This window comes from Massilia sp. ST3 (assembly GCF_018119405.1).
In the GTDB taxonomy this organism is placed as follows: domain Bacteria; phylum Pseudomonadota; class Gammaproteobacteria; order Burkholderiales; family Burkholderiaceae_D; genus Telluria.
In genome coordinates this window covers 1-25,342 of the sequence record NZ_JAGPWC010000075.1, presented here as the reverse complement: position 1 = coordinate 25,342, position 25,342 = coordinate 1, and the positions used below count along the sequence as shown (strand labels likewise).

At 67.5% G+C, this 25,342-nt stretch carries 20 protein-coding genes and 1 pseudogene; 3 read left to right on the top strand and 18 right to left on the bottom strand.

Features of this window, described 5'->3' with window-relative positions; genetic code table 11:
* The 4 genes and pseudogenes from KBW98_RS20125 to KBW98_RS20110 form a co-directional block, all read right to left on the bottom strand.
* A pseudogene (locus tag KBW98_RS20125) lies at positions 1–391 on the bottom strand (hypothetical protein); the annotation flags it as partial.
* A gap of 21 nt (positions 392–412) precedes the next feature.
* Entirely contained in the window at positions 413–1,138 is a 726-nt protein-coding gene (locus tag KBW98_RS20120) for a winged helix-turn-helix domain-containing protein (protein ID WP_211521945.1), read from the bottom strand.
* Between the two features lie 175 nt (positions 1,139–1,313).
* Positions 1,314–1,907, bottom strand: a complete 594-nt coding sequence (locus KBW98_RS20115; RefSeq protein ID WP_211521944.1) for an NF038129 family PEP-CTERM protein — start codon at positions 1,905–1,907, stop codon at positions 1,314–1,316.
* 12 nt (positions 1,908–1,919) lie between these two features.
* Positions 1,920–4,898, bottom strand: coding sequence for an ExeM/NucH family extracellular endonuclease (locus KBW98_RS20110; RefSeq protein ID WP_211521943.1), 2,979 nt, complete (start codon positions 4,896–4,898; stop codon positions 1,920–1,922).
* 229 nt (positions 4,899–5,127) lie between these two features.
* Here KBW98_RS20110 and KBW98_RS20105 point away from each other — a divergent pair, with 229 nt between their 5' ends.
* Positions 5,128–5,874, top strand: a complete 747-nt coding sequence (locus tag KBW98_RS20105) for an ABC transporter substrate-binding protein (RefSeq protein ID WP_229429318.1) — start codon at positions 5,128–5,130, stop codon at positions 5,872–5,874.
* 51 nt (positions 5,875–5,925) lie between these two features.
* On the opposite strand, the gene KBW98_RS20100 is transcribed toward KBW98_RS20105, so the two are convergent.
* From KBW98_RS20100 to KBW98_RS20090, 3 genes are all read right to left on the bottom strand, one after another.
* Complete coding sequence (locus KBW98_RS20100; protein WP_307727616.1) at positions 5,926–7,224, bottom strand: amidohydrolase family protein; 1,299 nt, start codon at positions 7,222–7,224, stop codon at positions 5,926–5,928.
* Positions 7,225–7,327: 103 nt separating this feature from the next.
* Positions 7,328–7,885, bottom strand: coding sequence for a hypothetical protein (locus KBW98_RS20095; RefSeq protein WP_211521942.1), 558 nt, complete (start codon positions 7,883–7,885; stop codon positions 7,328–7,330).
* Between the two features lie 72 nt (positions 7,886–7,957).
* The gene (locus KBW98_RS20090) at positions 7,958–8,995 is read right to left on the bottom strand and encodes a TIGR03790 family protein (RefSeq protein WP_211521941.1); all 1,038 of its coding nucleotides are present in this window, start codon (positions 8,993–8,995) and stop codon (positions 7,958–7,960) included.
* A 221-nt stretch (positions 8,996–9,216) separates the two neighbouring features.
* Here KBW98_RS20090 and KBW98_RS20085 point away from each other — a divergent pair, with 221 nt between their 5' ends.
* On the top strand, positions 9,217–10,164 hold the full coding sequence (locus KBW98_RS20085; protein ID WP_211521940.1) for a PEP-CTERM sorting domain-containing protein: 948 nt from the start codon (positions 9,217–9,219) through the stop codon (positions 10,162–10,164).
* Between the two features lie 92 nt (positions 10,165–10,256).
* Here KBW98_RS20085 and KBW98_RS20080 read toward each other — a convergent pair whose 3' ends face one another.
* From KBW98_RS20080 to KBW98_RS20035, 10 genes are all read right to left on the bottom strand, one after another.
* Entirely contained in the window at positions 10,257–10,967 is a 711-nt protein-coding gene (locus KBW98_RS20080) for a PEP_CTERM-anchored TLD domain-containing protein (RefSeq protein ID WP_211521939.1), read from the bottom strand.
* 141 nt (positions 10,968–11,108) lie between these two features.
* Entirely contained in the window at positions 11,109–12,527 is a 1,419-nt protein-coding gene (locus KBW98_RS20075; protein WP_211521938.1) for a mannose-1-phosphate guanylyltransferase/mannose-6-phosphate isomerase, read from the bottom strand.
* Entirely contained in the window at positions 12,524–13,687 is a 1,164-nt protein-coding gene (locus KBW98_RS20070; RefSeq protein WP_211521937.1) for a sugar phosphate nucleotidyltransferase, read from the bottom strand. The genes KBW98_RS20075 and KBW98_RS20070 overlap by 4 nt, the downstream gene beginning before the upstream one ends.
* A 15-nt stretch (positions 13,688–13,702) precedes the next feature.
* The gene (galE, locus tag KBW98_RS20065; RefSeq protein ID WP_211521936.1) at positions 13,703–14,701 is read right to left on the bottom strand and encodes a UDP-glucose 4-epimerase GalE; all 999 of its coding nucleotides are present in this window, start codon (positions 14,699–14,701) and stop codon (positions 13,703–13,705) included.
* A gap of 198 nt (positions 14,702–14,899) precedes the next feature.
* On the bottom strand, positions 14,900–15,673 hold the full coding sequence (locus tag KBW98_RS20060) for a WecB/TagA/CpsF family glycosyltransferase (RefSeq protein WP_211521935.1): 774 nt from the start codon (positions 15,671–15,673) through the stop codon (positions 14,900–14,902).
* Positions 15,670–16,776, bottom strand: coding sequence for a non-hydrolyzing UDP-N-acetylglucosamine 2-epimerase (wecB, locus tag KBW98_RS20055; RefSeq protein WP_211521934.1), 1,107 nt, complete (start codon positions 16,774–16,776; stop codon positions 15,670–15,672). The genes KBW98_RS20060 and wecB overlap by 4 nt, the downstream gene beginning before the upstream one ends.
* A 30-nt stretch (positions 16,777–16,806) precedes the next feature.
* Positions 16,807–18,789 carry an alginate lyase family protein gene (locus KBW98_RS20050; protein WP_229429317.1) on the bottom strand — a complete coding sequence of 661 codons (1,983 nt, stop codon included), beginning with the start codon at positions 18,787–18,789 and terminating at the stop codon, positions 16,807–16,809.
* Positions 18,786–19,895 (bottom strand): glycosyltransferase, encoded by a 1,110-nt coding sequence (locus tag KBW98_RS20045; protein ID WP_229429316.1) that lies wholly within the window; start codon positions 19,893–19,895, stop codon positions 18,786–18,788. Before KBW98_RS20045 ends, KBW98_RS20050 begins: the two co-directional genes overlap by 4 nt.
* 83 nt (positions 19,896–19,978) lie before the next feature.
* A complete protein-coding gene (locus tag KBW98_RS20040) occupies positions 19,979–21,259 on the bottom strand; it encodes a phenylacetate--CoA ligase family protein (RefSeq protein WP_211521933.1) in 1,281 nt (426 codons plus the stop codon).
* 4 nt (positions 21,260–21,263) lie between these two features.
* Positions 21,264–22,496, bottom strand: coding sequence for a glycosyltransferase (locus KBW98_RS20035; protein WP_211521932.1), 1,233 nt, complete (start codon positions 22,494–22,496; stop codon positions 21,264–21,266).
* A 291-nt stretch (positions 22,497–22,787) separates the two neighbouring features.
* On the opposite strand from KBW98_RS20035, the gene KBW98_RS20030 reads away from it, so the two are divergent.
* Positions 22,788–24,032 (top strand): diguanylate cyclase, encoded by a 1,245-nt coding sequence (locus KBW98_RS20030; RefSeq protein ID WP_211521931.1) that lies wholly within the window; start codon positions 22,788–22,790, stop codon positions 24,030–24,032.
* Between the two features lie 34 nt (positions 24,033–24,066).
* Here the strand turns inward: KBW98_RS20030 and KBW98_RS20025 are convergent.
* Positions 24,067–25,342, bottom strand: a 1,276-nt coding sequence (locus KBW98_RS20025) for an App1 family protein (protein WP_211521930.1), incomplete at its 5' end; no start/stop codon positions are given.

Below are 25,342 nucleotides of genomic sequence, written 5' to 3'. Positions count from 1 at the left end.
TATGATCAAATACCCCCCACCCCCCCCCCCCGCCCGGCCCCCCCCGGGGCCCCCCCCCCCCCCGGGGCGCCCCCCCCCCCCCCCCCCCCCCCGCGGCGCCCCCCCGGGCGGGCCCCCCCCGCCCGCCGCGCCAGGCCTGGGCCAGGCGCGGTCCCAGTTCTCCGTTCAACAGCCGCAAGGCGGTCGTGTCCAGCAAGTTGCGGTGCAGGCATTCGCTGCGCCGCACCTGGCCAGCGCCGTCCACCTGCATGCACAGCAGGGCTTCGTGCGGGAGCAGCGCCTGAAGCGGCCCCTGCGCCCACAGGAACAGCTGGCGCAGGTCGGCCAGCTCCATGCCGGACTCGATCGTACGCAGCAGGTATTCCTGCTCCAGTTTACTGAGGATGACCACGGATCAGGCGGGGCGCCAGGTCTAGGCCGCCGTCGGCCAGCCGAGCCGGGCCTGCACGTTCCAGGCCACGAAACGGTAGCCGGTGCCGCGGACGGTCTCGATATGGCGCTGGTGGCCGCTGGCCTGGAGCGCGTTGCGCAGGCGGCCGACGTGGGTATCGACAGTGCGTTCGTCCAGCACCGCGTGGCGGCCCCAGACCTGGTCGAGCAGTTGCGAGCGGGTATGCACCCGTTCGGGATGGTGCATCAGGAAGTTCAGCAGCCGGAACTCGACCGGCCCAAGCGGAATCCGGCGCGCGCCGGCCGTTACCCGCTGGGTGGCCGGGTCGAGCCGCAGCCCGGCCAGCTGGATCGTGTCCTCGGCAGGCAGCGGCGGGCCGCGGCGGCGCAGCACGGCGCCGATGCGCGCCAGCAGTTCGCGCGGACTGAAGGGCTTGGTGAGGTAATCGTCGGCGCCCGACTCGAGCGCCATGATCTTGTCGTGCTCGGCGGCGCGCGCCGTCAGCATGATGATCGGCAGGTCACGCGTGCGGGCGCGGCCGCGCAGGCGGCGCACCAGGGTCTCGCCGCTCTGGCCGTCCAGCTCCCACTCCAGCACCAGCAGGTCGGGCAACTGCTCGTCGAGCAGGACCAGAGCCGATTCGGCGTCCGGGCAGCAGGCGACCGCGTGCCCGGCACTGGTGAGGTTCTGCGTCAGCAACTGCTGGGTGAAGGCGTCGGGATCGACCACGAATACTTGGGCTGACATGGAGCACACGGTCTGGATGACACGGCCATAACGGCAATGGGCCGAATATGCCAAATGCCATGTCGGCTGAACAATACAATTTCGTTTAAGAATTAAGACATTTTTCGAATAAGTTGCACAAATAAAAACACCTGCCCTAGGGCAGGTGTTTGGACAGCCGGTGTGGCGGACGGGATCAGCGGCGCTGCTGGGCGCGGCGGGTGAAGCCGATCAACAACAGTCCGGTGACCACCAGGGCCCAGTCGGCAGGTTCCGGCACGGCGGTCACGTCCAGCGGCGCGCTCGGTGCGACGGACACGGCGTCCGGCACGCCCGGCAGCAGGGAGATCTCGAGCAAATTGCCATCGCCGCCCAGGTACTTGCTGAAATCGTCGTTGAACAGCGCGATGCTGAACACCATGCCGTAGTCGGCCGGCAGCTGGTCGAGGACCACGTCGAAGCTCAGCAGGCCACCGAACACGACCGCCTTGTCGAAGAAGTTGAAGCCTCCCTCGTTCGTGATGGTCACGCCGGTGTCCACGTCGCCATCCGCGCCGTCGTAGGTGAGCGGCAGGTCGAAGAAGTCGCCCACGAAGTTGCCGATGCGCGCCACGGCCAGGCCCGCGTCGCCCGGACCGTTGTAGCCCAGGTCGAGGTAGCCGGTGGTGCCCTTCCACTCCGACGTATCGAGGGTGACGTGGTAGGTCGGGCCGGCGATGGCGCCGGAAGCGCCGAGCGCCATGGCCAGCGCCAGCATGGCGCGCAGGAAGAGTGCTTTCATATTGAACATGGTGTCGTTTCCTTAGAACGTGCCGTTGAACAGCTTCGGCGAATAGGTGATGCTGACTTTGCCCGGGTTACTGAAGGTGGTCCCCACGCTGACCGACGCGCCGGCCGCGATCGCGGCGTTCGGCAGGCTGATGTACGGGGATGCGCCCTGCATGCCGCTCTTGTTGTCGAGCGTCACACCGCTAGGGAGGCCTTGCAGCAGGAAGTGCAGCGGACCGTTGATGGCCTGGCCGCTGGTGTTGGTAATGGTCACCGTGCCGGTGTACTTGCCGGTCAGGCGGTTGATGCTGTAGCCGCCCACCGCCACCTTAACCGCGCTGCTGATGTCGGCGAAGGCCGGGGTCAGGTTCAGGCTGATCACGACCGGGTCGTGGTCCGAGGCGCGGTATGGATCCATCGTGAACTGGTCCTGCGGGGTGTCGCCCAGGTTGTAGTCGATCGATTCCGGTTCGTCGGCATTGTTATGCCATTCGGCCGCGCCGGCCACCTGGCTGCTCAGCGAGGCGCTCGCCAGCGCGTGGTCGAGGTAGCCCGACTGGCCGTCGAAGACATACGAGTACGGCGTGCCGTGCGGGCGCACGAAGCGCTCGATCTGGTTCACCAGGCCGGCGCTGCCGGTCAGGTAGTTGATCGGGTTTTCGAAGCCGTAGGCGTTCAGGTCGCCGATCACCAGCACGTCCGGATCGTTGGCCGCCGCCACCACTTGCGGGATGAAATAGGTCGCCAGGCGCTGCGCCTGGGCGGTACGGGTCTTGTCCCAGCAGCCCTGGCCGTTGCCGGGGTCGGTGTCGCCCGCGCCGGCGCCGCCGCAGCTGGCCTTCGACTTGAAGTGGTTGACGATGACCGAGAACTTGCCGCCATTCGCGACCGACTTGAAGGTCGCGCCCATCGGCGGACGGTTGTTGACGCTGTCGCCGTCCGACAGCGCGGCGCCCACCAGCGAGACCGCGGCCGGCTTGTAGATCATCGCCACGCGGATCGCGTCGGTGCCGGTCGCGGCCGGCTTCGGCACGACCGCATAGGTGGCCTTGCCGTAGGCGGCGTTGAGCTGCTCGACCAGGTAGGTGGCGGCGATGTCGCCGTTGTTCTGGATCTCCATCAGGCCGACCACGTCCGCATCCAGGTTCTTGAGCGAGGCGACGATCTTGTCGCGCTGGCGCACGAACTCGGCGGTGTTGTCGGCGCCGCGGCATTCGCCGGCGCTGGTGCGGCTGCCGATGGTGCAGCCCTGGCCGCTGCGGCCCCAGGCGTCCTTGCCGTCGGTGAAGGTGGTGAAGAAGTTCAGCACGTTGGCGCTGGCGACCTTGACGCCGGCCGGCAGGCTCGGCGCCGCCAGGCGCGGGTTGGTGCGCGAGAACACCGGGGTTTCGGTCGGCTGCAGCTTGAAGGCCGCGCCGCCGCCGCCGATCGCGCCGAAGTCCAGCACGCCGGTGAGGTCGGTGACGGTGTCGCCGGCGCGCACGGTGCCGTCCGGCGCCAGGTAGGGAATCGTGGCCGGGGTGGTGAACACGCCGTCGTCGAGCACGACTTCGTTGGCCGCGTTTTCCGCCTGCAGGGTCGCGGCTTCCGGCGAACCGGCCGGGTAGCGGTTGGTCGGGTTCTCGCGGCGGCCATAGGCCAGGGTCAGTTCGCCGCGCTCGCCCAGGTACTTGTTCTGGTTGACGGTCAGCGGCGTGGTGAAGCGCACCAGCATCGCCTCGACGCTGGCCAGGTCGGCGTTCGGCAGGCCGATGTTGGTCGGGGCGATGGTGTAGCCGGCGCCGAGCTTGGTCACGGCGGAGACGTCCTTCAGCTCGGTGTAGGTGCGGGTCGCGCCGCTCGGCTTGTATTCGTCGACGGTGCCGGTGACCTGGACCAGGTCGCCGGGCACGGCGGCGGTCTGGGCGCCGAACACGAAGATCGCGTCCGAGGTCGACGGGTCGCCGTCGCCGTTCGGGTCCTGCAGGAAGAAGCCGCTGCCGACCTTGGCGGTGATCACGCCCTTGGTGGTCATGACCACGCCGTTGTAGCTGCTTTCGGCCTGCGCGCCCTGGATCTGCGAAATGGTGGCCTCGCCCGCCACGCTGACGTTGACGGTGCAGGATTCAGTCTGGCTGTCGCTGTTGCCGAACTGGACCTTGACCGGATACTTGCCGGCCGCCACAGAGCCATCCACCTGCAGGGTGACTTCCATCTTGCCGCCGGCGCTGCCGGCCGGCGCCGCGCCCACCAGGCTGATGCCGGACGCGGCGCCCGACAGGATGACGGCGCTGTTGACGATGCTGTCGCTGTCGGTGGCCGACAGCAGGGCCGTGATCGCATTGCCCTGCTGGGTCACGACACCTGCCGGGCAGGACAGCACGATCGGCGCGGCCACCGGGCCGCCGCAGCTGTGCAGCGTGCCGAAGCGGCGCGGCGCGGTCGGGGTCACGGCGCTGAAATCGGTGGAGTTGTTGTCGGTATCGGTGCAGCCGAGGTCGGCGCGGTGCAGGGCCGTGCTGTTCGACGGCGCCGGCGCGACCGCGGTTTCGAAGCGGTTGGCGCCGCCGAAGCCGACCAGGTCGAGCACATCGGCGCCGCCGTCAGCGGTCTGCATCGCGGTCGGAATGCGCGACAGCGCCACTTTGCCGGTGGTGCCGGACAGGTTGATGCCGCCGGTCTGGTCGCCCAGTGGCAGGTTGGCGCCGACAGCCGCATTATTGGTGCCGGCCGTCACCAGGAAGTACTCCCCTGCCCGCAAGGTCACGTTCGGCAGCGCGATTGCCTGCCAGGTGGTGCCGGTGGCCGACTGGTACTGCACGCTCATGTTGGCCAGGCTGACCGGGGCGCCGCTGCGGTTGAACAGTTCGATGTAGTCGCGGTTCCAGGTGGCGCCGTTGTTGCCGCCGCCGCCGTAGACCTGGCTGATCACGACGTTGCCGCCGGGCGCGGCGAAGGCGGAAGCGGCAAGACTGGCCAGCAGGGTGGCCAGCAGCGTGCGGCGCGGGATTGGAAGAGCTGCGAAAGTCGTCATGGGAGTTCCTGTGGTGGGGACGCGGGTGTGCACAATGCTGAGAAAATTAACAAAATGCATATTAAATGCGCAAATTGACAACATGATGACCATCGATTAGTCCGTTCGGACTAATCGGTGATTTTTCGTGAGAAAGATTGAAAGCTGGTGCGCCCTGCGCCACAGCCGCCGTATTGTTTGGCCGCCGGCTGCGTTACGATGAGAGCTTGAACAAGACGGGAGTAGCTTGATGGATAGACGGGACGTGCTGGCATTGGCGCTGGGCGCGCTCGGCAGCAGCCTTGCCCATGCCGGTGGGGAAGCCGAGGGAATGGCGCCGCTGCGCATCGTGACCTCGCACCTGCCGCCCCTGGTCATGGAGCCCGGAAGCAAGCAGGCTGGCGCCCTGCGCGAACTCGTGGATGCGCTCTGCCGCCGCCTGGAGGTGGCGCCCGAGGTCGCGTTCATGCCCTGGAAGCGCGCACTGCACCTGGCGACCACGATGCCGCGCACCGCCATTTTCCCGCTGACCCGGCAGGAAGAGCGCGAAGCCCGTTTCCGCTGGCTTGCGCCGCTCTACAAGGAACACTACATCTTCATGGCCCCGCAGGGCAGCGGCTTCGATGTGCGGCGTCCCCAAGACATGACGGGCAAGCGCATCGCCCTGCTGCGTGGCGCCGCCCAGTCCGCCATCCTGGTCGAACTGGGGTTCCGGCGCCTGGTCGAGGCCTCGTCGATCGACGACATCCACCGCTACCTGGTGGCAGGCATGGCCGATGCCGTCTTCGGCGAGCGCGCCATCATCCACAGCTCGCTTTTCATGCGGGGAGAGGAAAAACGCTTCCGCCTCAGCCAGCCGGTGCGTTCGACCCAGGCCTGGCTGGCGGGCTCGCTCGACATCGGCGAGGACGAGGCCCAGCGCTACCGGGCCGCGATGGCGGAGCTGGTGGCGGACGGCACCCAGCGCAGGATTCTCAGGCAGTACGGCTTGGCCTGAACGGGCCCGGCCGCTGCCCGCAAGCTGCGAGCCGCGCCCCGCCCGCTCCGCTCAGGGAGTGTTGCGCTTGACCACGGCGCCGCCCTGGATCACCACGGCAGGCGCTTCCAGCAGGCGCACATCCACGGTCGGGTCGCCCTGCACCGCCACCAGGTCGGCGTAGCGCCCCGCCTCGATCACGCCCACGTCCTTGCTGCCCAGCGCCTCCGAGGCGTTGAGGGTGGCGGCCTGGATCGCCTGCAGCGGCGTCATGCCGTACTTGACCATCACCGCGAACTGCTTGCCGTTGCCGCCGTGCGGATGCACGCCGGCGTCGGTGCCGTAGACCATCTTGACGCCGGCCGCGTGAGCGCGCTTGAAGTTCTGGCGCTGCACTTCGGTGACCTCGCGGTCCTTCCTCAGGTTGTCTTCCAGGACGCCGTTCTTCTTGCCCTCGGCCGCCGTGTAGTCGCCATTGTAGATGTCCATCGACAGCCAGGCGCCGTGCTTCTTCGCCAGCGCGATGCCTTCGTCGTCGATCAGGCTGGCGTGCTCGATGGTCGTCACGCCGGCGCGGATCGCGTCCTTGATGCCGGCCGCGCCGTGCGCGTGGGCGGCCACCTTCAGGCCCCACTGGCCGGCTTCCTCGACCGCGGCGCGCAGTTCGGCCAGGTTCATCTGCTGCTGGCCCGGTTCGGTGTTGCGCGAGAACACACCGCCGGTGGCGCAGACCTTGATGACCTGGGCGCCGTACTTGCGCAGCGCGCGCACCGATTTGCGGACTTCGTCCGGACCGTCGGCGTTGTACGGTCCCTTCTCTTCCATCGAAGGCGGGAAATACGTGCTGTCGCAGTGGCTGCCGGTCGGACCGAAGGCCCAGCCCGCAGGCACGATGCGCGGCCCGCGCACCTTGCCGGCGGCGATGGCCTGGCCCAGCCCGACGTCGTTCCAGTCCGAGGCGCCGACGTTGCGCACGGTCGTGAAGCCGGCGTCCAGGGTTTTGCCGGCGTGGACGACGCTAAGCGCCGACCAGAAGCGGTCGTTGTATTCGAGATAGCTATAGCCGCCGTAGGTCGGGTCCGAATCGAGGTGGACGTGCATGTCGATCAGGCCGGGCACCAGGGTCATGCCCGGCAGGCTGATGCGGGTGACGCCATCGGCGGGAGCCGGTGCGCCCGCAGCGCGCGCGATGCTGACGATGCGGCCGTCCCGCACCAGGATCTCGGGTTGCTGGATCATTCGCCCGGCCCGCACGTCCAGCAGGCGGTCGGCGGTGATGAGGACGTCCGCAGCCTGCGCGCCCGACCAGCCGCACGGTGCCGCCGTGCACAGTAATGCGACCCGCAATATCAACCCAGTCGTACGCTTCAAGAGATCCTCCGGTTCGGTATAAAGTATGAATGAGTTGCAACTTTATACCGGCATCCGCGACGCCCGTCCAGAGGACGCGCGCCGTCAGGATTCACCGTGCGGCCTATCTTGCCTGCGGCAGTTCGCGCTGGAACAGCACCCCGGCTTGGCGCAGTTTCATGTAATACATGCGATAAGTGCTTTCCAGCGCGTTGCCCTTGTTACGCTCGATGTGGGTGGCGACATAATCGAGCACCGTGCCGCCGTCCGACGCATCGACGCGGTTCAGGTCCACGTTCCACGCGATGAGCCGGTCCACGAAATCCTCGAACTTCTTGGAAACCGCGTACTTGACGATATTTCCTTTGTCGAGATCGAAATTCGCGTTGGTGCATTGCAGGTAGCCCGATGCTTCGAAGCGCTTCCAGTTGGCCGCGATGCGCTCGCCCGCCTGTTGCTCTGTCTCCGCGCCGCCGACGCAGGCCGCATCTCTGAGCAGGGTCTCGAACATATAGGTCCCGGTCGCACTGTCCTTCATCCTGGTCCCGACGACCAGGCACATGTTTTTCAGCCGCTCCAGTCGCGGACAGCCGGCGTCATCCCGGGCCGTCTGGGCGCCGGCACTCCCTCCCATGGACAGCAGAAGGCAGAGGGCCATGCACAGGAGTCGCTTCGGCGTCATCAGTGATCCAATCTCGAGAAATGGCAGTTGGAGAGAGGATATCGCAGGTGCAGCTGTTTCGTGCATGCCGCGTCAGCGCCGGCCGCGGTAAGGTGCGGCCAGGGGTTCGCCGATGAACAGCCCCTGGGCCGGCCAGGCCACGCTCTTCCAGTAGGCCTCGATGGCCGTGTCGCCCGACAGGTAGCGGCGCAGCAGCACCGAGGGATTCGGGAATTTCTGCCAGTGGTTGCAGGGCTCGCTCACGGTGCCGTAGCTGGCCGTGGCGCCGGCCTCCAGCCAGCGCAGGCTGCTCATCTGGGCGGTCCCGAGCAGGTCGCCGCCGAGCGAGGTCAGGTGGTCGGCCAGGGCGCCAGGCACGAACTTCAGGGTCTCCAGCTTCTGCACATGGGCCATGCCGGTCTGGTAGATCAGGATGTCCTGGGCGCCTTCCAGCACGTCGGCCTGCATGATCTTGGTAGTCAGGCGGCGCGCCGCCACCCTGCCCTGGGGCGGAAAGAACCCGGCGCGCGTGTTGCGCGCCTTTTCCGAGGTTGCCAGGTAATAGGCGGTGGCCGGCACTGTGCGGAAGCCCGCCGCCACGCCGCGGTCGATCAAGGCCTTGGCGTCCTCGACCGATTCGGTCGGCAGCAGCATCGACAGGCGCATCGCGTGCTCGCCCAGCGGTGCATTCGATTTCGCATTGAAATACGGGCTGGGCGTGCCGGCGGCGCAGGTCTTGCTGCACTGCGAGGCGTCGAAACCCAGGGTGTAGGCGCCGGTGATCGCATTGCAGTCCACCGCATAGGGGGCGGTCCAGACCATCAGCACCGCCTGCACACCGGGCTTGAGCTTGGCGTCGATCTCTTCCTTCAGCAGGCGGAAGCGCTCGATGCCGATGCGCTGCGGCTTGCCGGGAATATTCACATGCACGACATTGCCCGCAGGGATATTGCGGCGCTTGCGGTAGTACTCGCCGACCGCCACGCTGTTGGGCTCGGCGTCGTTGATGACGATGGCCAGCTGCTCGGGGCGCAGCGCCGCGGCGGCCTCCAGCGGGACGCCCAGGACGGACAGGAAGACCAGGATGAAGGCAATGTAAAAAGGCAGGCGACGGTATGGATGCAGGGTCATGGATCGGTGGGCCTCCGGTAAACGATGCTGCCCCCCCGCGACGGACGAGGGGGCCTTCCCTCGCATCATGCCATAGGCATCCCGCGTGCCCGTTACAGCTGACCGCAATTCAATTCTTGTCGGAAAAATTTACATTAGACAATTTAAATCCAGGGAAATCAATTAGTTGCCAAATGGCATAAATTTTGCTTGTGATAAATTTTATTTCCTTTGGAGATCCCATGATCCGCACTTCGGCCTTGCTGCTCGCCCTATTCTCGATTCTCCCAGCCCAAGCCGGCGTGATGACCTATACCCAAGGCGGCACCGCCAGTCTCTACCTGCGCGACGATTACCCCGCGCAGGGCGACCGCTACCAGTCGACCTTGAACGGCAACGACGTGAACGCCTCCTTCACCGCCTCGGCACGGGCCAACTATGGCGTGCTCAAAGCCGCCGTGGCGGGCTCCGCCAGCACGCCCTATCTCGACCCGTACAAGCCGCAGACCGCCCCTGTCCAGCAGTCCTATGCAACGGCAACCGCCTCGTTCAGCGATACCTTCACTCTGCATAACAGCGCGCTGACCGGCACCAAGGGACTCCTGACGATTGCCTTCTATAGCCAGAGCTTCCTCGAGGCCGACGCCTACACGCCCTATTCCTACGATGCGGCGCAAGCAAAGTATTTGCTCGACGTGTCGATGGGGACCGCGTATGCGGGGATCAACAACAGCCGGCTGATCATCAACCAGTCCGTCGTGGGCAGCGAAATGACGGATAGCGCGAGCAGCTCCACCTTCCGGCAGGATTACCATGGGCTGGACTACGGCACCGTGCAGGGGCAGTATTTCACGCTGACCCAGGAGTTCGTCTGGGGCACCTCGCTGTATGTCCAGATGAGCATGCTGGTGGACGGCAGCGCGCCACGCTACACCTACCCCCACTTCAGCGCGTCGAACGGCCACTTCATTGCCGATGCTTCGCACTCGGCCTACTGGGCCGGCGTCAGCGCGGTCACGAGCGACGGCAAGCTGGTGAGCGACTACCTGATGAGCTCGGCTTCGGGCACCGACTACCGCGATTCCTTCGTACCTGCCGCGGAGGTGCCCGAACCGGCAAGCCTTGCCCTGCTGGCGCTCGGCGGCATCGCGCTCGCGGCGCGCCGCCGCGCTCGCGGCAAGCACGACTGAGCGCCCTGTCCCAACGAAAAGCGCCGGGGTTTTCCCGGCGCTTTTTTTTTGCTACCGCAAGACAGGAGCGAGCGCAGCGGCGGCGGACCGGTTCAGCTGCGCGGCCTGCGCCGCCGCGCCGCCCAGCCCACCACGCCCAGTCCACCGACCAGCATGGCCCAGGTCTGGGGTTCCGGAATCAGGGCGACCGAATACACCTCGAGCGCGTCGATACGCATGAACTGGCCATCGACGCTGCCGTCGATGAAGCTGCGGCCCTGGAAGGCCGGATCGCCATAGGTGAGCTGCCAGGCCAGGGCCGTGTCGAGCGCATTGTTGACGAACAGGTCGGGCCCCTGGCCGAAGGTGGGACCGTGGTCGGGCCAGTTGTAGGTCAGCAGCGAGCCCTGGCTGGGCAGGATATAGCTGGTCGGCACCGGGCGCAGGACCGCCGGATCGGTGTAGTTGAACAGGAAGGCCGTGCGCTGCCAGTCGCGCGCCGCCACGTGCCAGCCGTCGGTCGAGGACCAGCTCTGCGGGTTGTAGCCGCCCACCAGCCAGCTGCCGCCTTCTTCGTCGCTCACGCGCATCAGGGTGAAGGTGTCGCCCTTGCCGTCGGCGGCGGCGTGGAAGTCGACCGCGAAGTGGCCGGTCTGGCGTGTGTAGATGTTTTCCAGGTAGAGGGGACCTGCGCCGAGCCAGCGTTCCAGCTGGCCATGCAGGACGGGATCCAACAGGGAGGGGCTTTGAGTCTGCGCCAGCGCCGGAGATGTCCAGGCCGCCAGGGCCGCGGCCAGCGCGCCCGCCGCAACGATCGTCTTCATGATGAACCTCGCTCGGTTTCTCGTCGGTTCATTGTATGCCACGACCAGACGGGCGTCCGCACGGTTCGTTTGGGAAAGGACGCAAGCAGGCACGGCGCTCCGCGAACGGAGCGCCGTGCCTGCTTCCTGGTCCTTAGCGGATCAGGAACGCTTGTAGATGTCCTCGAAGCGGACGATGTCGTCCTCGCCGAGGTAGCTGCCGGATTGTACTTCGATGATGTGCAGCGGCAGCTTGCCCGGGTTTTCCAGGCGGTGGTTCATGCCGATCGGGATATAGGTCGATTCGTTTTCCGACAGCAGGCTGACCGTGTCGCCGCAGGTGACGCGCGCGGTGCCCGACACCACGACCCAGTGCTCGGCGCGGTGGTGGTGCATCTGCAGCGACAGCTTCTCGCCCGGCTTGACCGTGATGCGCTTGACCTGGAAACGGTCGCCCGCATCGATGCCTTCGTAGTGGCCCCAGGGGCGGTACACACGGGTATGGTGCAGGTGCTCGGTGCGCGCCTTGGACTTGAGGTGGTCGACCACCTGCTTGACACGCTGGACCTGGTCCTTGTGCGCGACCAGCACCGCGTCCTGGGTCTCGACCACGACCAGGTCCTCGACGCCGACCACGGCCACGATGCGGCTTTCGGCGCGCACCAGCGAATTCTTGACGCCGTCCAGGTAGACGTCGCCGCGCTGGGCATTGCCCTGCCCGTCCTTGGGCTGGACTTCCCACAGCGCCGACCACGAGCCGACGTCGTTCCAGCCGATGTCGGCCGGCACCACGGCGGCGTCGCGGGTGTGTTCCATCACCGCGTAGTCGATCGAGTCCGACGGGCAAGCCGAGAAGCTGGTCTCGTCCAGGCGGCAGAAATCGAGGTCGCGGTAGGCCGACTTCATGGCCTGCTCGGCACTCGCCGCGATGCTGGGCGCATGCTGCTGCAGCTCGCTCAGGAAGCGGTCGGCCTGGAACATGAACATGCCGCTGTTCCAGTAGTAGCCGCCCTCGGCCAGGAAGCCCTGGGCCGTTTCGAGGTCGGGCTTCTCGACGAAGCGCGCCACCTTGAAGCACTCGCCGCAGTTGGCGACCTGCTCGCCGCGGCGGATGTAGCCGTAGCCGGTTTCCGGGGTCTTCGGCACGATGCCGAAGGTGGCCAGCGCGCCCTGCCCCACCAGGGTGATGGCGCGCTCGACGGCCTCGCGGAAGGCTGCGTTGTTTTCGATCACGTGATCGGCCGGCAGCACCAGCATGATGGCTTCCGGGTCGATCGCCTTGAGGTGGTGGGCGGCCGCGGCCACCGCCGGGGCGGTGTTGCGGCCGACCGGCTCGAGCAGGATGCTGAGCGGCGTGATGCCGATTTCCCGCAGCTGCTCGGCCACCATGAAGCGGTGGTCATTGCCGCAGACCACCAAAGGCGCCATCACTCCCGGCCAGTTGGCCACGCGCAGTGCAGTTTCCTGCAGCATGGTCTTGTCGGCGACCAGCGGCAGCAGCTGCTTGGGCAGCACGGCGCGCGACAGCGGCCACAGGCGGGTGCCGGCGCCGCCGGAGAGGATGACTGGGTAGATTTTCATGCGCTTACTTTCTCTAGCTCGTTGTTTTGACTGGCGAATTCCTTGCGCCGCGAGCGGCGGCGATCGCGCGCGTTGAGCCACTCCTCGGAGGAGTACTCGGACGCGTGCTTCATTTCGCCCTTGCGGTCGACACTGTAATCCTTAAAAACTATCATTTCATGCAATGTTACATCGTGCAACACCCGTGTGTATTCAAACAATACACTGCGCACGATATCGGCGCCCTCGCAGATGTGGCTGCCATGCCCGATCCAGGTCGGCCCGACGATGCGCGCGCCGGCTTCGACCTTGACGCCCGAGCCGATGTAGACCGGCCCTTCGATGGTCGTGCCTTCCCAGTCGATGCTGGTGTTCAGGCCCACCCACACGCCCGGCTTGATCTGGATGCCCGGCACGTCCATGTGGTTGACCTCGCCGGTCAGGACGGTCTGCAGCACTTCCCAGTAGTCGCTCATGGTGCCGATGTCGAGCCAGTTGAAGGGGCGGCCCTGGGCGTAGAACGGCAGGCCGCGCTCGGCCAGCAGCGGGAACAGCTGGGAGCCGATGTCGAACTCGACGCCCGAGGGGATCAGGTCGATCACTTCGGGCTCGAAGATGTAGATGCCGGTCGAGATGAAGTTCGACTTGGCGACGTCCTGGCTGGGCTTTTCCTGGAACTCGATGATGCGGCCCTGCTCGTCGGTGACCACCACGCCATACGAGGAGACCTTGTCCCAGGGGACTTCCTTGGTGATGACGGTGGCCATGGCGCCCTTGCGGCGGTGCTCGAGCAGCGCCGCCTTGAGGTCGAGGTCGATCAGGGCGTCGCCGCACAGCACGATGGTGGTGTCGTCGAAGAAGCCGCCGAATTCCTGGATCTTCTTCATGCCGCCGGCCGAGCCGATCGGTTCCGGCACGACTTCGCCGTCGTCCTTGGTATAACCCTCGAAGGAGTAGCCGATCTGCACCCCGAACTGCTCGCCTTCGCCGAAGAATTCTTCGATCTTGTCGTGCAGCCAGCTGACGTTGACCATGATTTCGGTCACGCCGTGCTTCTTGAGGTGCTCGACCAGGTAGGCCATCACGGGTTTGCCCAGCAGGGGAATCATTGGTTTGGGCAGGTCATAGGTCAGCGGGCGAACACGCGTGCCCTTGCCTGCAGCGAGAATCATGGCTTTCATTAGACCGTCCTTGTTTTATTTAGCTGTGGTTTGATAGCGCCATACGTCGGCGCACATTTGAGCGACATCACGTTCGGCCGTCCAACCCAGTTCTTCGCGGGCATGGGTCGGATCGGCATAGCATTTGGCCACGTCGCCGGGGCGGCGGTCGACGATCTGGTAGGGAACCGGGCGGCCGCTCGCGGCCTCGAAGGCCTTGATCATCTCCAGCACGCTGTTGCCGCGCCCGGTGCCCAGGTTGTAGGTGAGGATGCCCGGCCCCTTGGCCAGGCGGTCCAGGGTCTTGACGTGGCCGATCGCCAGGTCGACCACGTGGATGTAGTCGCGCAGGCCGGTGCCGTCCGGGGTGTCGTAGTCGCCGCCGAAGACCGAGAGCTTGTCGCGCTGGCCGTTGGCGACCTGGGCGATATAGGGCACCAGGTTGTTCGGGATGCCGGACGGCTCCTCGCCGATCAGGCCGCTCTCGTGGGCGCCCACCGGGTTGAAGTAGCGCAGCAGCGCGATGCGCCAGTCGGGCTCGGCCTTGGACAGGTCGCGCAGGATGTCCTCGATCATCAGCTTGCTGCGGCCGTAGGGATTCGTGGCCGACAGCGGGAAGTCCTCGCGGATCGGCACCGAGGCCGGGTCGCCGTACACCGTGGCCGACGAGGAGAACACCAGCTTCTTGACGCCGAACTTGGCCATGGTCTCGAACAGCACCACGCTGCCCGAGACGTTGTTGTCGTAGTAGCGCAGCGGCTGCGCCACCGATTCGCCGACCGCCTTCAGGCCGGCGAAGTGGATCACGGCGTCGACCTTGTGGGCGGCGAAGGCCGCTTCCATCGCGGCGCGGTCGCGGATGTCGGCCTCGACCAGCGCGAAGGGCTTGCCGGTGATGCGCTGCACGCGCTCCTGCACCGAGGCCTGGGCGTTGGACAGGTTGTCGACCACGACCACCTCGTGCCCGGCATTCTGCAGCTCGACGACGGTATGCGAGCCGATGTAGCCCACACCGCCAGTAACCAGAATCTTCATGTCTTTCGCTCTCTGTGTATGTAATGGACCGGGTCCGCGTCCGGCGGGTCCCGGGTGGGGCAATGGCCGGCGGCGCGCGCCGGCCCATGGTCTTGTGTCAGGGCGGCTTCTGCGGCCGCCGTCGTGCTGTCAGGCGGCTTTCCGTGGCCGCCTCATCCCTGTTGGGTCATCCTGTCGCCTGCCTGTCCCTGCTTGCCGCTACCTGCCCCTGGCCGCTTCCTTGATGAACAGCCAGACGAAGGCCATGTCGTCGATGAAGTAGCGGCGGAACATGCGGCGCGGCTCCTGCAGGAAGCGGTAGAACCATTCCAGCCCGGATTTCTGCATCCAGACCGGGGCCCGCTTCACCTTGCCGATCGCCACGTCGAAGGTGCCCCCCACGCCCATGGCGAAGGGGATCTTCATCTCGGCCTGGTACTTGCCGAGGAATTGCTCTTTCTTGGGCGAGGAAATCGCCACGAACAGCAGGTCGGCGCGGCTGTCGCGGATCTGGCGCGCGACCTCGGCTTCCTCGTGCTCGCCCTTCCAGTAGCCGTTGCGCCAGCCGGCCAGGACCAGGCGCGGATACTTGCGCTGGTAGGTCTCGGCCACCTTGCCGACCACTTCTTCCTTCGCGCCCAGCAGGAATACGCGCCAGCCCTTCTCGCCGGCGCGCCGCATGAGCGCTTCGAACAGGTCGACGCCGGCGACCCGTTCCTTGAGCGGTTTGCCGAGCAGGCGCGAGGCCCATACCACCGGCATGCCGTCAGCATTGATGAGCGCGCATTCATTGATGATGCGGCGCAGTTCCGGATCGCGGCTGGCCTTGACCAGCTTGTCGACGTTCACCACCACGTGCTGGTGCGGCCGGCCGGACGCGATGAAACCTTCGATCCGTCCCAGCGTTTCTTCCATCGACAGGTTGTCGACGTCGCAGCCCATCAGCGTGATGCGTTCCTGTGCGGCGTCTTTGGCCGCGATCCGTTCATTCATGCAAGTTCCTTTGCCAGGATGGCGACAATGCGCTCGGCCGCCTTGCCGTCCCACAGGTGCGGGCGGCGGCCTTGCTTGCCCTCGCCGCGCAGCACCTTGCGGGCTTCGCGCACGATGGCGACTGGATCGGTGCCGGCCAGCACGTTGGAGCCTTCGTCGACCGTCACCGGGCGTTCGGTGTTTTCGCGGATGGTCACGCAGGGCACGCCCAGCGCGGTGGTTTCTTCCTGCAGGCCGCCGCTGTCGGTCAGCACCACGGCCGCGTCCTTCCACAGGTTGAGGAAGGCCATGTAGGCCTGCGGGCCGGCCAGGGTCACGTTCGGGCCCAGGTCGATGCCGAACTTCTCGATGTTGGCGCGGGTGCGCGGGTGCACCGGGAAGATCAGCGGCAGCTCGGCGGCGATCTCCTTGAGCGCGCCGGCGATGCGGGCGAAGGTCTCGGGCTCGTCGACGTTGCTCGGACGGTGCATGGTCACCACGCCATAGCGGCCGCCGGCGGCCTGCTGGGTGGCCTTGAAGGCGCTGGTCTCGAAGGCCGAGGTGTCGGCCGAGCTCAGTTTCTCGGCCTGGTACAGGACGTTGTCGACCATGACGTGGCCCACGTAGTGCACGGCGGAGTCCGCCTTGCCTTCGCGGCGCAGGTGCTCGAGGGCGGCCGGCTCGGTGACGAAGAACCAGTCCGAGATGCTGTCGGTGACCAGGCGGTTGATTTCTTCCGGCATGGTCATGTCGCCGCTGCGCAGGCCGGCTTCCACGTGGGCCACCGGGATGTTCAGCTTCTTGGCCACGATCGAGCAGGCCAGGGTCGAGTTGACGTCGCCCACCACCAGCACGGCGGCCGGGCGCTCGGCCACGCACAGCTCCTCGAAGGCGACCATGATCTTGGCGGTCTGCTGGGCATGGCTGCCGCCGCCGGCGGCCATGAAGACATCGGGTTGCGGGATGCCGAGCTCTTCGAAGAAGACGTCGTTCATCTCGCGGTCGTAGTGCTGTCCGGTGTGAATGATCTTGAACGACAGTGCTTCCTGCGCCTGCAGGGCACGCACGATCGGCGCGATTTTCATGAAGTTCGGACGGGCACCGGCGACGAGGTAAATCTGCATGAGGACTTTCCCTATGATAAATATTTGTTATTAAAAAAACGTTATTGTAAACCTGCATTCGACCGGAATGGCGGACGATACGGTCGTGACACGCAAGACTTCGCACGGCTGCCGGCTTTCGTAGGTGCGCGAATACCAGCCGAGCGGCGGATTTTCGGCCCCGCGCACCAGTTCCAGCTGCAGGTCGGCGCCGCTGGCCTGCATCTGCAGCACGAAGCGCTTGCCGCGCACCGACAGCCCATGGCTGGACAGGCGCACGTCGAGTTCCGGGGCGAAATGCCAGAACAGCTCCACCTTGTGCGGCTTCCTGGCCGCGACCTCGTCGCGCACCACCAGGGTATTGCTGGCGCCGTCGAAGCGCACGCTGCGCACGTGGCGCACCGGGTCGGACAGGCGCTGGTAGCCGTCGTGCGAGCCGCGGAACTCGAATTCGTGGGGCGAGCTGGGCATGCGCTCGATGCTGGCGCGGGCTTTTTTCAGCCACATGAAGCGCCCGCCGCTGACCGACTGGTCCTGGCCGTCGATGCGCACCGTGTTGTGGCTCGAGGTGCCGCGGAAGTAGTCGCGCCACTTCTGCTCCTGCCAGTAGGAATAGGTGCCCGGATCGACCAGGCATTCCTCGCCCGCCACCGACAGGGTCAGCGCCAGGGCGTCCGCATGGCCATGGGCGGCGATGCCGAGGTAGCCGAGCGGCCCGCAGTCGAGCATGCCCTTGATCTCGCGCTCTTCGCCGAAGTGGTTGCCGAACAGGAGGTAGCCGCCGTCCGGGAAGGCCCAGCCGGTGTCGGTTTCGTGCGGGTCGCAGTCCGGGCGCCCGCCCGGCAAGGCGTGCAGCAGCCAACGCACGCCGGGGTGCTGGTCGGCCTGGCCGCCGAACACGGTGTCGCCCAGGGCCAGCAGCTGGCCGGCGCGGTCCAGGCCGGAAGCGTCGAGGCGGAACACGCAACCGTCGTCGGCGTCGCCGACCATGGGCACGTGGCCGCCGACGTCGCGCACCGAGCGCAGGAAGCGCAGCGCGCGCTGCAGCGCGGCCCAGTAGCCGCGCGAGAACGCCGGACGGTTGGCGCCGGATGCGGCCTGCCCCAGCAGGCCGGCCACGAACAGGAATTCGCTGGAGAAGATGTGGTAGGCGAAGGCTTGCTCGCGGTTGACGCCGTCGCGCGAGAACTGCACCACGGCCTCGTGCTCGAGCTCGCGGCGCGCCTGCTCGGCCCAGTCGCCCGACTCCTTCCAGCACGGCCAGGTGGTGGCGCCGACATAGAGGCCGGCCAGTTCGCCGATCAGGTGGTTGTTGGCCGAGGAATGGCGCGACAGGTGGCGCGCGATGGTGCGGCAATGGGCGTGGATGCTGCCGAGCCAGTCGGCGCGCAGCTTCTGGCCGGCCTCGCCCGCGAACAGCGGGCCGCCCTCGCCGCCCACCAGCTGCCACACCAGGCTCCAGTTGATCAGGCGGATGCCCAGTTCGAGCGAGCTGGTCCAGTTGGGACCGGTCAGCGGCGGGCACTGGTCGAGCCAGCTGCGCAGCTGCTGTTCCAGCGCGTGCAGCCAGCGCAGGTCGCGCGTCAGCGACCAGGCCTGGGCCAGGCGCACCAGGTGCAGGTGGCGGTTCAGCTCCCACACATGCTTGATGTCGCCCACCAGTTCGCGGTTGGTGATGGCGATGTCGCCGGCGTAGATGGCGGGGCCGGTGACGCCGGTCTCGGGATCGCGGTTCCAGGCGGTGGGCACGCCCACGTCGAAGCGGCGTTCGGCGAACAGCACCACATGGCCGGCGCAGATGCGGTCGGCGTCCAGCAGCAGGGCTTCGATCTCCTGCGGGTCGAGCTCGGGCACGCCGTCGACGGCCAGGGTCAGGGCCCGCGGCAGGGGCGGCGGCGCGGGCGGCGCCTGGCGTCCGCTCAGGCGCCGTCCCATGCGGATGGCCGCCGCCTGCCTGACCCGGTAGCCGAGCTCGGCCACCGACATGCAGCGCAGCCGGTTGACCAGCCATACCATGCGAACTGTTGCGTTCATTGCCCCCCCGCCGTGCCAAGTTGTCGATAAACCGCCGAGATGCGTCCGATCACGACGCCGGACTCGTATTCCTGTTCGATCGTGGCGCGGGCGCGCGCGCCCAGGCGGCGACGCTCCTGCGCATCGCCCAGCAGCCTGGCGAGGGCGGCGGCCAGCGCATCCACGTCGCCCGGGGCCACCATCAGTCCGTTGTCGCCGTCGCGCACCGCGTCCGGAATCCCGCCCACCGGGGTCACCACGATGGGCTTGGCGGCGGCCATGGCTTCGAGCATCGCCATCGGCAAGCCTTCGGCGTGCGAAGGCAGGCAAAAGACCGATGCGCGCGCCAGTTCATGGGCCTTGCGGCGGGCGTCGACCCAGCCCAGCGGCTCGATGCGGTCGGCGATGCCGAGTTCGGCGGCGCGGCGCTGCACCTGCGCCAGCTCGCCCTGCCCGCCGATCGCCAGCACCGCCTGCGGAAAGCGCGGCGCGATGCGCGCCAGCGCCTCCACCAATTCGTGGATGCCCTTGCGCTGTTCGATCTGGCCCAGGAACAGGATGCGCCCGGGCTGCTCCTCTTCGATGCCAAGGGCCGGCAGGGGCACCGAGTTCGGGATCACCACGACGCGGGCGCGCGGCGCGATCCCGCGCAGGAAACCGGCCCAGCGCTCGGACAGCGCGATCACCACCGAACTCGCTTCCAGGGTATGGCGGATCCAGCGCCGCATCGGCGCGCTGGCCTTGTCGTTGAAACTGTCGAAACAGGCGCCGTGCAGGTGGAACACGGTCTTGCAGCCGCGCGCCCGCGCCAGCGCCAGCAGCAGCGACTTGCGCACGAAGCTGGCGTTCGAGGCCGCATGCGCATGCACCAACTGGGGACGGCGCCACAGGCAGGCCAGGGTGCCGGCGAGGCCGCCAAGGGCGGCGCGCGCCTTGTCCATGCGACTGCCCTCGGTATGGGTCGGGACGTAGCGCACCCCTTCGCGTTCGAACAGGCCGTCCTGGCGCAGCAGCGAGACCACGGTCGCGACACCGCCGCGCCCGCCGGGCGCCGTGCCCAGCATCAGCACCCGCGGCGCAGTCTGCACTGTCGCCGCCGGCACCGCCGGATGCGATGTCTGCTTCATGCCGCCTGCCCCTCGGTCGGAAACCTGCACATAAGAAACTGTTTTAAATAGTACAACAATGTTTTCTTGAGGAAGCGCACGATTCAGGATTCCACGGCAATAAATTCGAATTTGCCGTTGGGCCCGCGCGGAATCGCCGGCACCCGGGCGACCTCGACCGGCACGCCGGGCACGCGCAGCAGGAACTTGTCCTTCAGCGCTGCTTCGTCGGCGGCGGTGAAACCCTCGATGGTCACCACGCGCAGGGTGAAGCGGCCGTCGCCGTGGTACAGCACCTGGCCTTCGACCAGGCTGCGGTCGTGGCCCTGGAAGATGCGGTCGAGGCGCGCCACGATGCGCCCGTCCGGCAGGGTCAATATCTTTTCCTGGCGGCCGACGATGGCCTTGAGCGTCGGGAACACCCGGCCGCAGGGGCAGGCTTCGCCGTCCGGGACCACGGTGTCGCCGGTGCAATAGCGCACCAGCGGCATCGCCGCATTGTTCAGGGTAGTGCCGATCACTTCGGCCCTGCCCTCGCCCTTGTCGAGCAGCTCGACGCCCGCGTAGTCGGTCAGCAGGTGGTAGCGTCCCTGCTCGCAGGTGCCGACGGCCGACACCCGCTCGGCCTGGCCGTACCAGTCGAACACGATCACGCCGAAGGCCTTCGTGACGGCCGCGCGCACGTCCGGCTCCAGGGTCTCGGACGAGGTCATCACCCCGCGCAGCGCCTTGCCCCGGTAAGTGCGGCCGGCCGCGTTGAGCCAGTTGGCCAGCGCCGCGATGGAGGATGGATAAGCATGGATGACGACGGGATCGAAACGTTCCAGCGCCTCGATGTAGGCGCCGATGGTGGCGTTCGACAAGTGGTAGGAGGACATCATGAGCATGTTGCCGACCCAGTCGCGACACCAGTAGCGGCCGTCCTTCGGCTGGTCGTCGCAGACGATGTCGCCGCGGATCCAGGCGCGCCGCTGGCCGTGGCGGAAGCCGATCCAGCGCAGCTGGCGGTAGACGAAGCCTTCCTCGCGGATCACGGTGCCCAGGGTCTGCACCAGGGTCAGGGGCGAGCCCGAGGTGCCGCTGGTCTTGATGGTGTTGCGGATCAGGGTGCCAAGCTTGCGCGGACGGACGAAGCGCTCGGGATGCTGCTTGACCTCGGTCTTGGAGAGCAGCCTGGCGCCGGGGCTGGCGAACACCAGCCGGGTGCCGTCGGGCGGGACCGGCACGCGCAGGGCGCGGGCGCGGCGCGCGATGTAGCCGTTCAGGCTGGCGGCCGAGCGTTCGTTACGGGCCAGCACCGGATAGATCAGGATCCTTCCCCACAGGTTGCGCGCCAGTTCACGGACCAGCGAGCGCAGCGAGCATTTCAGCGAGTAGGTCCACATCGGTTCACTTCCGGTCGGGCAGGATTTTTGTGTACGTTTCGGCAACTATCCGACCCAGAATAGCATAGGTGCGGTGGCTTCTTACGTACGCTGGGCCACGTAGCGCGAACTCCGCGGCAAGGGCGCGGTCCTCCAGCAGGCGCCGCGTGGCGTCGGCGAAAGCGCCGGCTTCCATCGGCACGCACAGCCCCGCCCCGCTCTGCGCCACCACCAGGGCCTGGTCGGGAATGTCGTTGGCCACGCTGGGAAGGCCGAGCGCCAGGTATTCGACCAGCTTGGTGGGCGAGGATACGTCGTAGAGCTCGCCGCGCGGGATCGGCGAGAGGCCAACCTCGGCCCGCAGCGCATAGCCGAGGGCGCTGCGCTGGGTCAGCCAGCCGGTCAGCAGCACGTGTTCCTCGAGCCGGCGGCGCGCGATCCCGGCGCGCATCCAGGCCATCTCGTCCTCGGAAGGCGCGTCGCCGGCGATCACCAGCAGCACCTCGGGCATGGCCTGGCGCAGCTGCTCGACGACGTCGAGCAGGAAGTCGGATTTGCGGGCCTGGGCCACCCGGCCCAGGTAGACGACGACGCGGCGGCCGTCCAGGCGCGCATCCACGGCGGGTTCGACCCTGCCGCGGTCGAACAGTTCGGCGTCCACGCCCATCGGCACGGCCGTCATGCGGCTGCGCGCGTAGCCCTTGGCCGCCAGCCAGTCGGCCATGGCCTCGCTCTGCACGAAGATGTGGCGGGCGCCGGGCAGCACCAGGCGGTAGACCACGAAGCGCGAGGCGGCCGCGCGCAGCGCATGCGCCAGCCACTTCAAGCCCTTGCCGCGCGCGCCGATCTCGTCGCGCCGCACTTCGTAGCCTTCGACGATGGGAAAGGACATCCAGTACACGAAGGGCACCCCCAGCACGGCGGCGGCGCAGCGGCCGAGCAGGCCGGAGGCGATCTTGTCGCGCACCTGGATGCAGTCCGGGCGCGCGCCGCGGCCCGCACGAAGCAGGCCCAGCAGATCCCACACGGGCGACAGCACGCTGGCGAAGCGGCTCTTCAAGCTGCCCACCAGGTGCATGCCGCCGGCGCGCCATGGATCGTCGCTGTGACCATGACTTGCGCTGCCGGACTGGCCGACCAGCTCGGTGTGCACCCCGTAGCGCGGCATTTCCGCGCCGAACAGGGTCAGCACGTCGGCGCGGACCGGTGGCAGGGGATCGCGCACGATGAACGCGATGGAACAGGGCTTATTGCGCATGGATGCTCGTGATCGGCGAAAACCGTTATCGAGTGGTCAAGGGGGCCAATCGATTCTAGCGCAGCGGTGGGCGCGCACGGTTCAGGACATGGCGCCATCTGTGCGATGCAGCACACTCGGCCATATCGCGGGAAGGGGGCTTCCCGCGCGGCGGCGCAGCATGAAGGCGTACCAGGGGGGATGCGCGGTATTGTCCAGCTGTCCAGAGGTGTGTCGGGATCGCCACTGTCGATGCCTGCCCGGCGGTTTATTCATTTCCTCTTGGAAATTACCGTTCCTGGCTGAGTTAGAATGGGCCTGGCGCCGCCGTCCAGGCAGGCGCTCTTCCCTCTTTCGCCCGCCATTCCCGTGCCCTTCCACGACCTGTCACCCCAGCGCTTGAGCATCGACCGCCGGCGCGCCGAATTCACGGACGGGCACGCCGAGGACTGCTTCCAGCGCCACGTCCTGCCGGAACGCCAGGCCCAGCTGAAGGCCAGCCTGCTGTTCGCCGCCTTCTTCTATGTCGCGTTCGGCGTGACCGATCTCGCCACCCTCGGCCCCACGCCCACCGCCTGGCTGCTGGTGGCCCTGCGCATCCTGGTCGCCATGGTCGCCCTGGGCGGCCACCTCGCCCTCGGCCGCCGTCCCGATTCGGTGCGCATGCCGGTGCTCGCCGCTTCCGCCCTGCTGGTGGCGGCGCTCGCGATCTTCATGGTGGTGGCCTGGTGCCAGCCCGGGGCGATGGCCTGGAACACCATGTCGCAGGCGCTGATCCTGATGGCGGTCTACGTCAATTTCCCGAACCGCTACGCGTATGCGGTGGCGATCGGCGTGGTCTCGAGCGCCGTGTTCGCCGCGATGCTGCTGGTCCAGGGGGCGCTGAAGGCGGACGACGTGCTGACCCTGGCCCTGCTGCTCATCCTCGGCAATGCGCTCGGCATCATCGCGGCGCGCCGCTTCCACCTGTCGCAACGCGAGGAATTCCGCTCCGCCTGCCTGCTCCAGCAAATGGCCGACCGCGATCCCCTGACCGGCTGCTACAACCGCCGGGTAGTGCAAAGCGGCCTGCTGGACGCCGAGCTGGCGCGCGCCCACCGCTACGGCACGGCGCTCTCCGTGATCCTGTGCGACATCGACCATTTCAAGCGCATCAACGACGTCCATGGCCATGCCGCCGGCGACCAGGTGCTGGAAGCCTTCGCCGCCCTGCTCAAGGCAATGACGCGCGAACAGGTCGACCGGGTCATCCGCTACGGCGGCGAGGAATTCCTGGTGGTCCTGCCCCAGACCGGCCTGGCCGGCGCCCATGCGCTGGCCGAGCGCATCCGCCAGGCCTTCGCCGCGGCCGCGACGCAGGCGGCGGACGGCGCAGCGGTCCGTGCGACCGCCAGCTTCGGCATCGCCTGCCTGCCCGCACGGCAAACCGCCGCCCCGGTGTCCTTCGACACCCTGGTCGGCGCGGCCGACGCCGAGCTGTATGCCGTCAAGCGCGGTGGACGCAATGGCGTGCGCGGCACGCTCGTGACCGCGGGGGGCGCGCTGCGCATCGCCTGACCGGTTCGGCCACGGCGCGCGCGGTCGCGCAGGCTCAGCCCCGCGATACCAGCTTGTCATCCTCGCGCTTGTCGGAGCGCACGTCCGCCAGGCGGTCCACGTGGATCAGGCCTTCGGCCGCCGCGTGCGAGGCCGCGAACACGCTGTCCGGCGCCAGGATCAGCTGGGCGCCGGTGGCGCTGACTTCGGCGATCAGGCGGTCCAGCGCATCGATGCGCGCCGGGTCCGGGTTCACGTTGCGGATATAGATCATGCGCACCGCCTTCGGATGGCGGCGCACCACTTCCGTATAGATCTCCGGATCCTGCTCGCCGCTGTCGCCGATCAGGACGAACTGCATGTCCGGGTAATACCCCAGGATCTGCTCGATCTTGTCCAGCTTGTGGCTGCCGTGGCTGGTCAGCTTGAGCATCTGGCTCATGTTCAGCTCGCGCAGCAGCAGCGGACCGAGCGGAATGCCCTGCACGCGCAGGAAGTCGACCAGCGGCCCGAACAGGTGCCAGGGGCTGCTCGACACGTAGAACATCGGATTCTCGTCCTGGCCCGAGGCCCCGGCGCTGAGCGCGCGGTAGAAGGCGGCTACGCCCTTGAAGGGCTTGCGCGTGTGGGCGTTCGAGCGCGCCAGCATCAGGGCCATGTTCAGCTTGTTGGTGACGTTGGTCCACAGCACGGTGTCGTCGATGTCGCTGATGATGCCGAAGCGCGCCGAGGCGGCGGGCACGCTCACCTGCGCGACGGTGCGCACGGCGCCGCGTGCGCGGGTGGCGCTGTCCGGCAATTCCAGCTCGACCTCGTGCCAGCCGCCCGACACCGGGGACGAAGCCTGGATCTCGAAGGCGAAGTAGCCGCCGCGGTCGGTATGCGTCTCCAGCACCTGGTCCTGGAAGCGCGCCACCACGCGCGCCCCGGCCACCTGGTCGGACTCGAGGCGCCGGTACAGGGCCACCAAGTTGTGCCAGCCGCTGTCCTGCCCGGTCTGCTCGCGGAAGTCGACCTCGTCCAGCACGCGGCCCTTGACCCACAGCTTTCCCGCGTTGCCGAAGCCCAGATAAGGCAACAGCATGGGATTGCCGCCCTGCCCGAACCGTCCCAGGCGGCGCAGGGCATGGCCCGCCAGGCTGCCGACCGTGCCCGCCAGCCGGCGGTGCAGCGCGCGCGATTGCTCCTCGGGCAGCCGCTCGGGTTCCGCGGCCGGCGCCACCGGGCCGGGTGCGGCGACGGCATGCTCGATCCAGGCGGCGCCGCCCGCGCCCGCGGCGGGCCACACCCCCCCCACGCCCCGCGCCGGGCCCCCCGCGCGCGCGGCGGGG

Bases quoted from the DNA above. Each gene is read 5' to 3' on its own strand.
- KBW98_RS20085 (WP_211521940.1), top strand. From the start codon at position 9,217: ATGATCCGCACTTCGGCCTTGCTGCTCGCCCTATTCTCGATTCTCCCA.
- KBW98_RS20095 (WP_211521942.1), bottom strand. From the start codon at position 7,885: ATGACGCCGAAGCGACTCCTGTGCATGGCCCTCTGCCTTCTGCTGTCC.
- KBW98_RS20045 (WP_229429316.1), bottom strand. From the start codon at position 19,895: ATGAAGCAGACATCGCATCCGGCGGTGCCGGCGGCGACAGTGCAGACT.
- KBW98_RS20060 (WP_211521935.1), bottom strand. From the start codon at position 15,673: ATGAATGAACGGATCGCGGCCAAAGACGCCGCACAGGAACGCATCACG.
- KBW98_RS20080 (WP_211521939.1), bottom strand. From the start codon at position 10,967: ATGAAGACGATCGTTGCGGCGGGCGCGCTGGCCGCGGCCCTGGCGGCC.
- KBW98_RS20090 (WP_211521941.1), bottom strand. From the start codon at position 8,995: ATGACCCTGCATCCATACCGTCGCCTGCCTTTTTACATTGCCTTCATC.
- KBW98_RS20070 (WP_211521937.1), bottom strand. From the start codon at position 13,687: ATGAAAGCCATGATTCTCGCTGCAGGCAAGGGCACGCGTGTTCGCCCG.
- KBW98_RS20040 (WP_211521933.1), bottom strand. From the start codon at position 21,259: ATGTGGACCTACTCGCTGAAATGCTCGCTGCGCTCGCTGGTCCGTGAA.
- KBW98_RS20115 (WP_211521944.1), bottom strand. From the start codon at position 1,907: ATGTTCAATATGAAAGCACTCTTCCTGCGCGCCATGCTGGCGCTGGCC.
- KBW98_RS20050 (WP_229429317.1), bottom strand. From the start codon at position 18,789: ATGAACGCAACAGTTCGCATGGTATGGCTGGTCAACCGGCTGCGCTGC.
- KBW98_RS20120 (WP_211521945.1), bottom strand. From the start codon at position 1,138: ATGTCAGCCCAAGTATTCGTGGTCGATCCCGACGCCTTCACCCAGCAG.
- galE (WP_211521936.1), bottom strand. From the start codon at position 14,701: ATGAAGATTCTGGTTACTGGCGGTGTGGGCTACATCGGCTCGCATACC.
- KBW98_RS20110 (WP_211521943.1), bottom strand. From the start codon at position 4,898: ATGACGACTTTCGCAGCTCTTCCAATCCCGCGCCGCACGCTGCTGGCC.
- wecB (WP_211521934.1), bottom strand. From the start codon at position 16,776: ATGCAGATTTACCTCGTCGCCGGTGCCCGTCCGAACTTCATGAAAATC.
- KBW98_RS20035 (WP_211521932.1), bottom strand. From the start codon at position 22,496: ATGCGCAATAAGCCCTGTTCCATCGCGTTCATCGTGCGCGATCCCCTG.
- KBW98_RS20075 (WP_211521938.1), bottom strand. From the start codon at position 12,527: ATGAAAATCTACCCAGTCATCCTCTCCGGCGGCGCCGGCACCCGCCTG.
- KBW98_RS20030 (WP_211521931.1), top strand. From the start codon at position 22,788: ATGGGCCTGGCGCCGCCGTCCAGGCAGGCGCTCTTCCCTCTTTCGCCC.
- KBW98_RS20105 (WP_229429318.1), top strand. From the start codon at position 5,128: ATGGATAGACGGGACGTGCTGGCATTGGCGCTGGGCGCGCTCGGCAGC.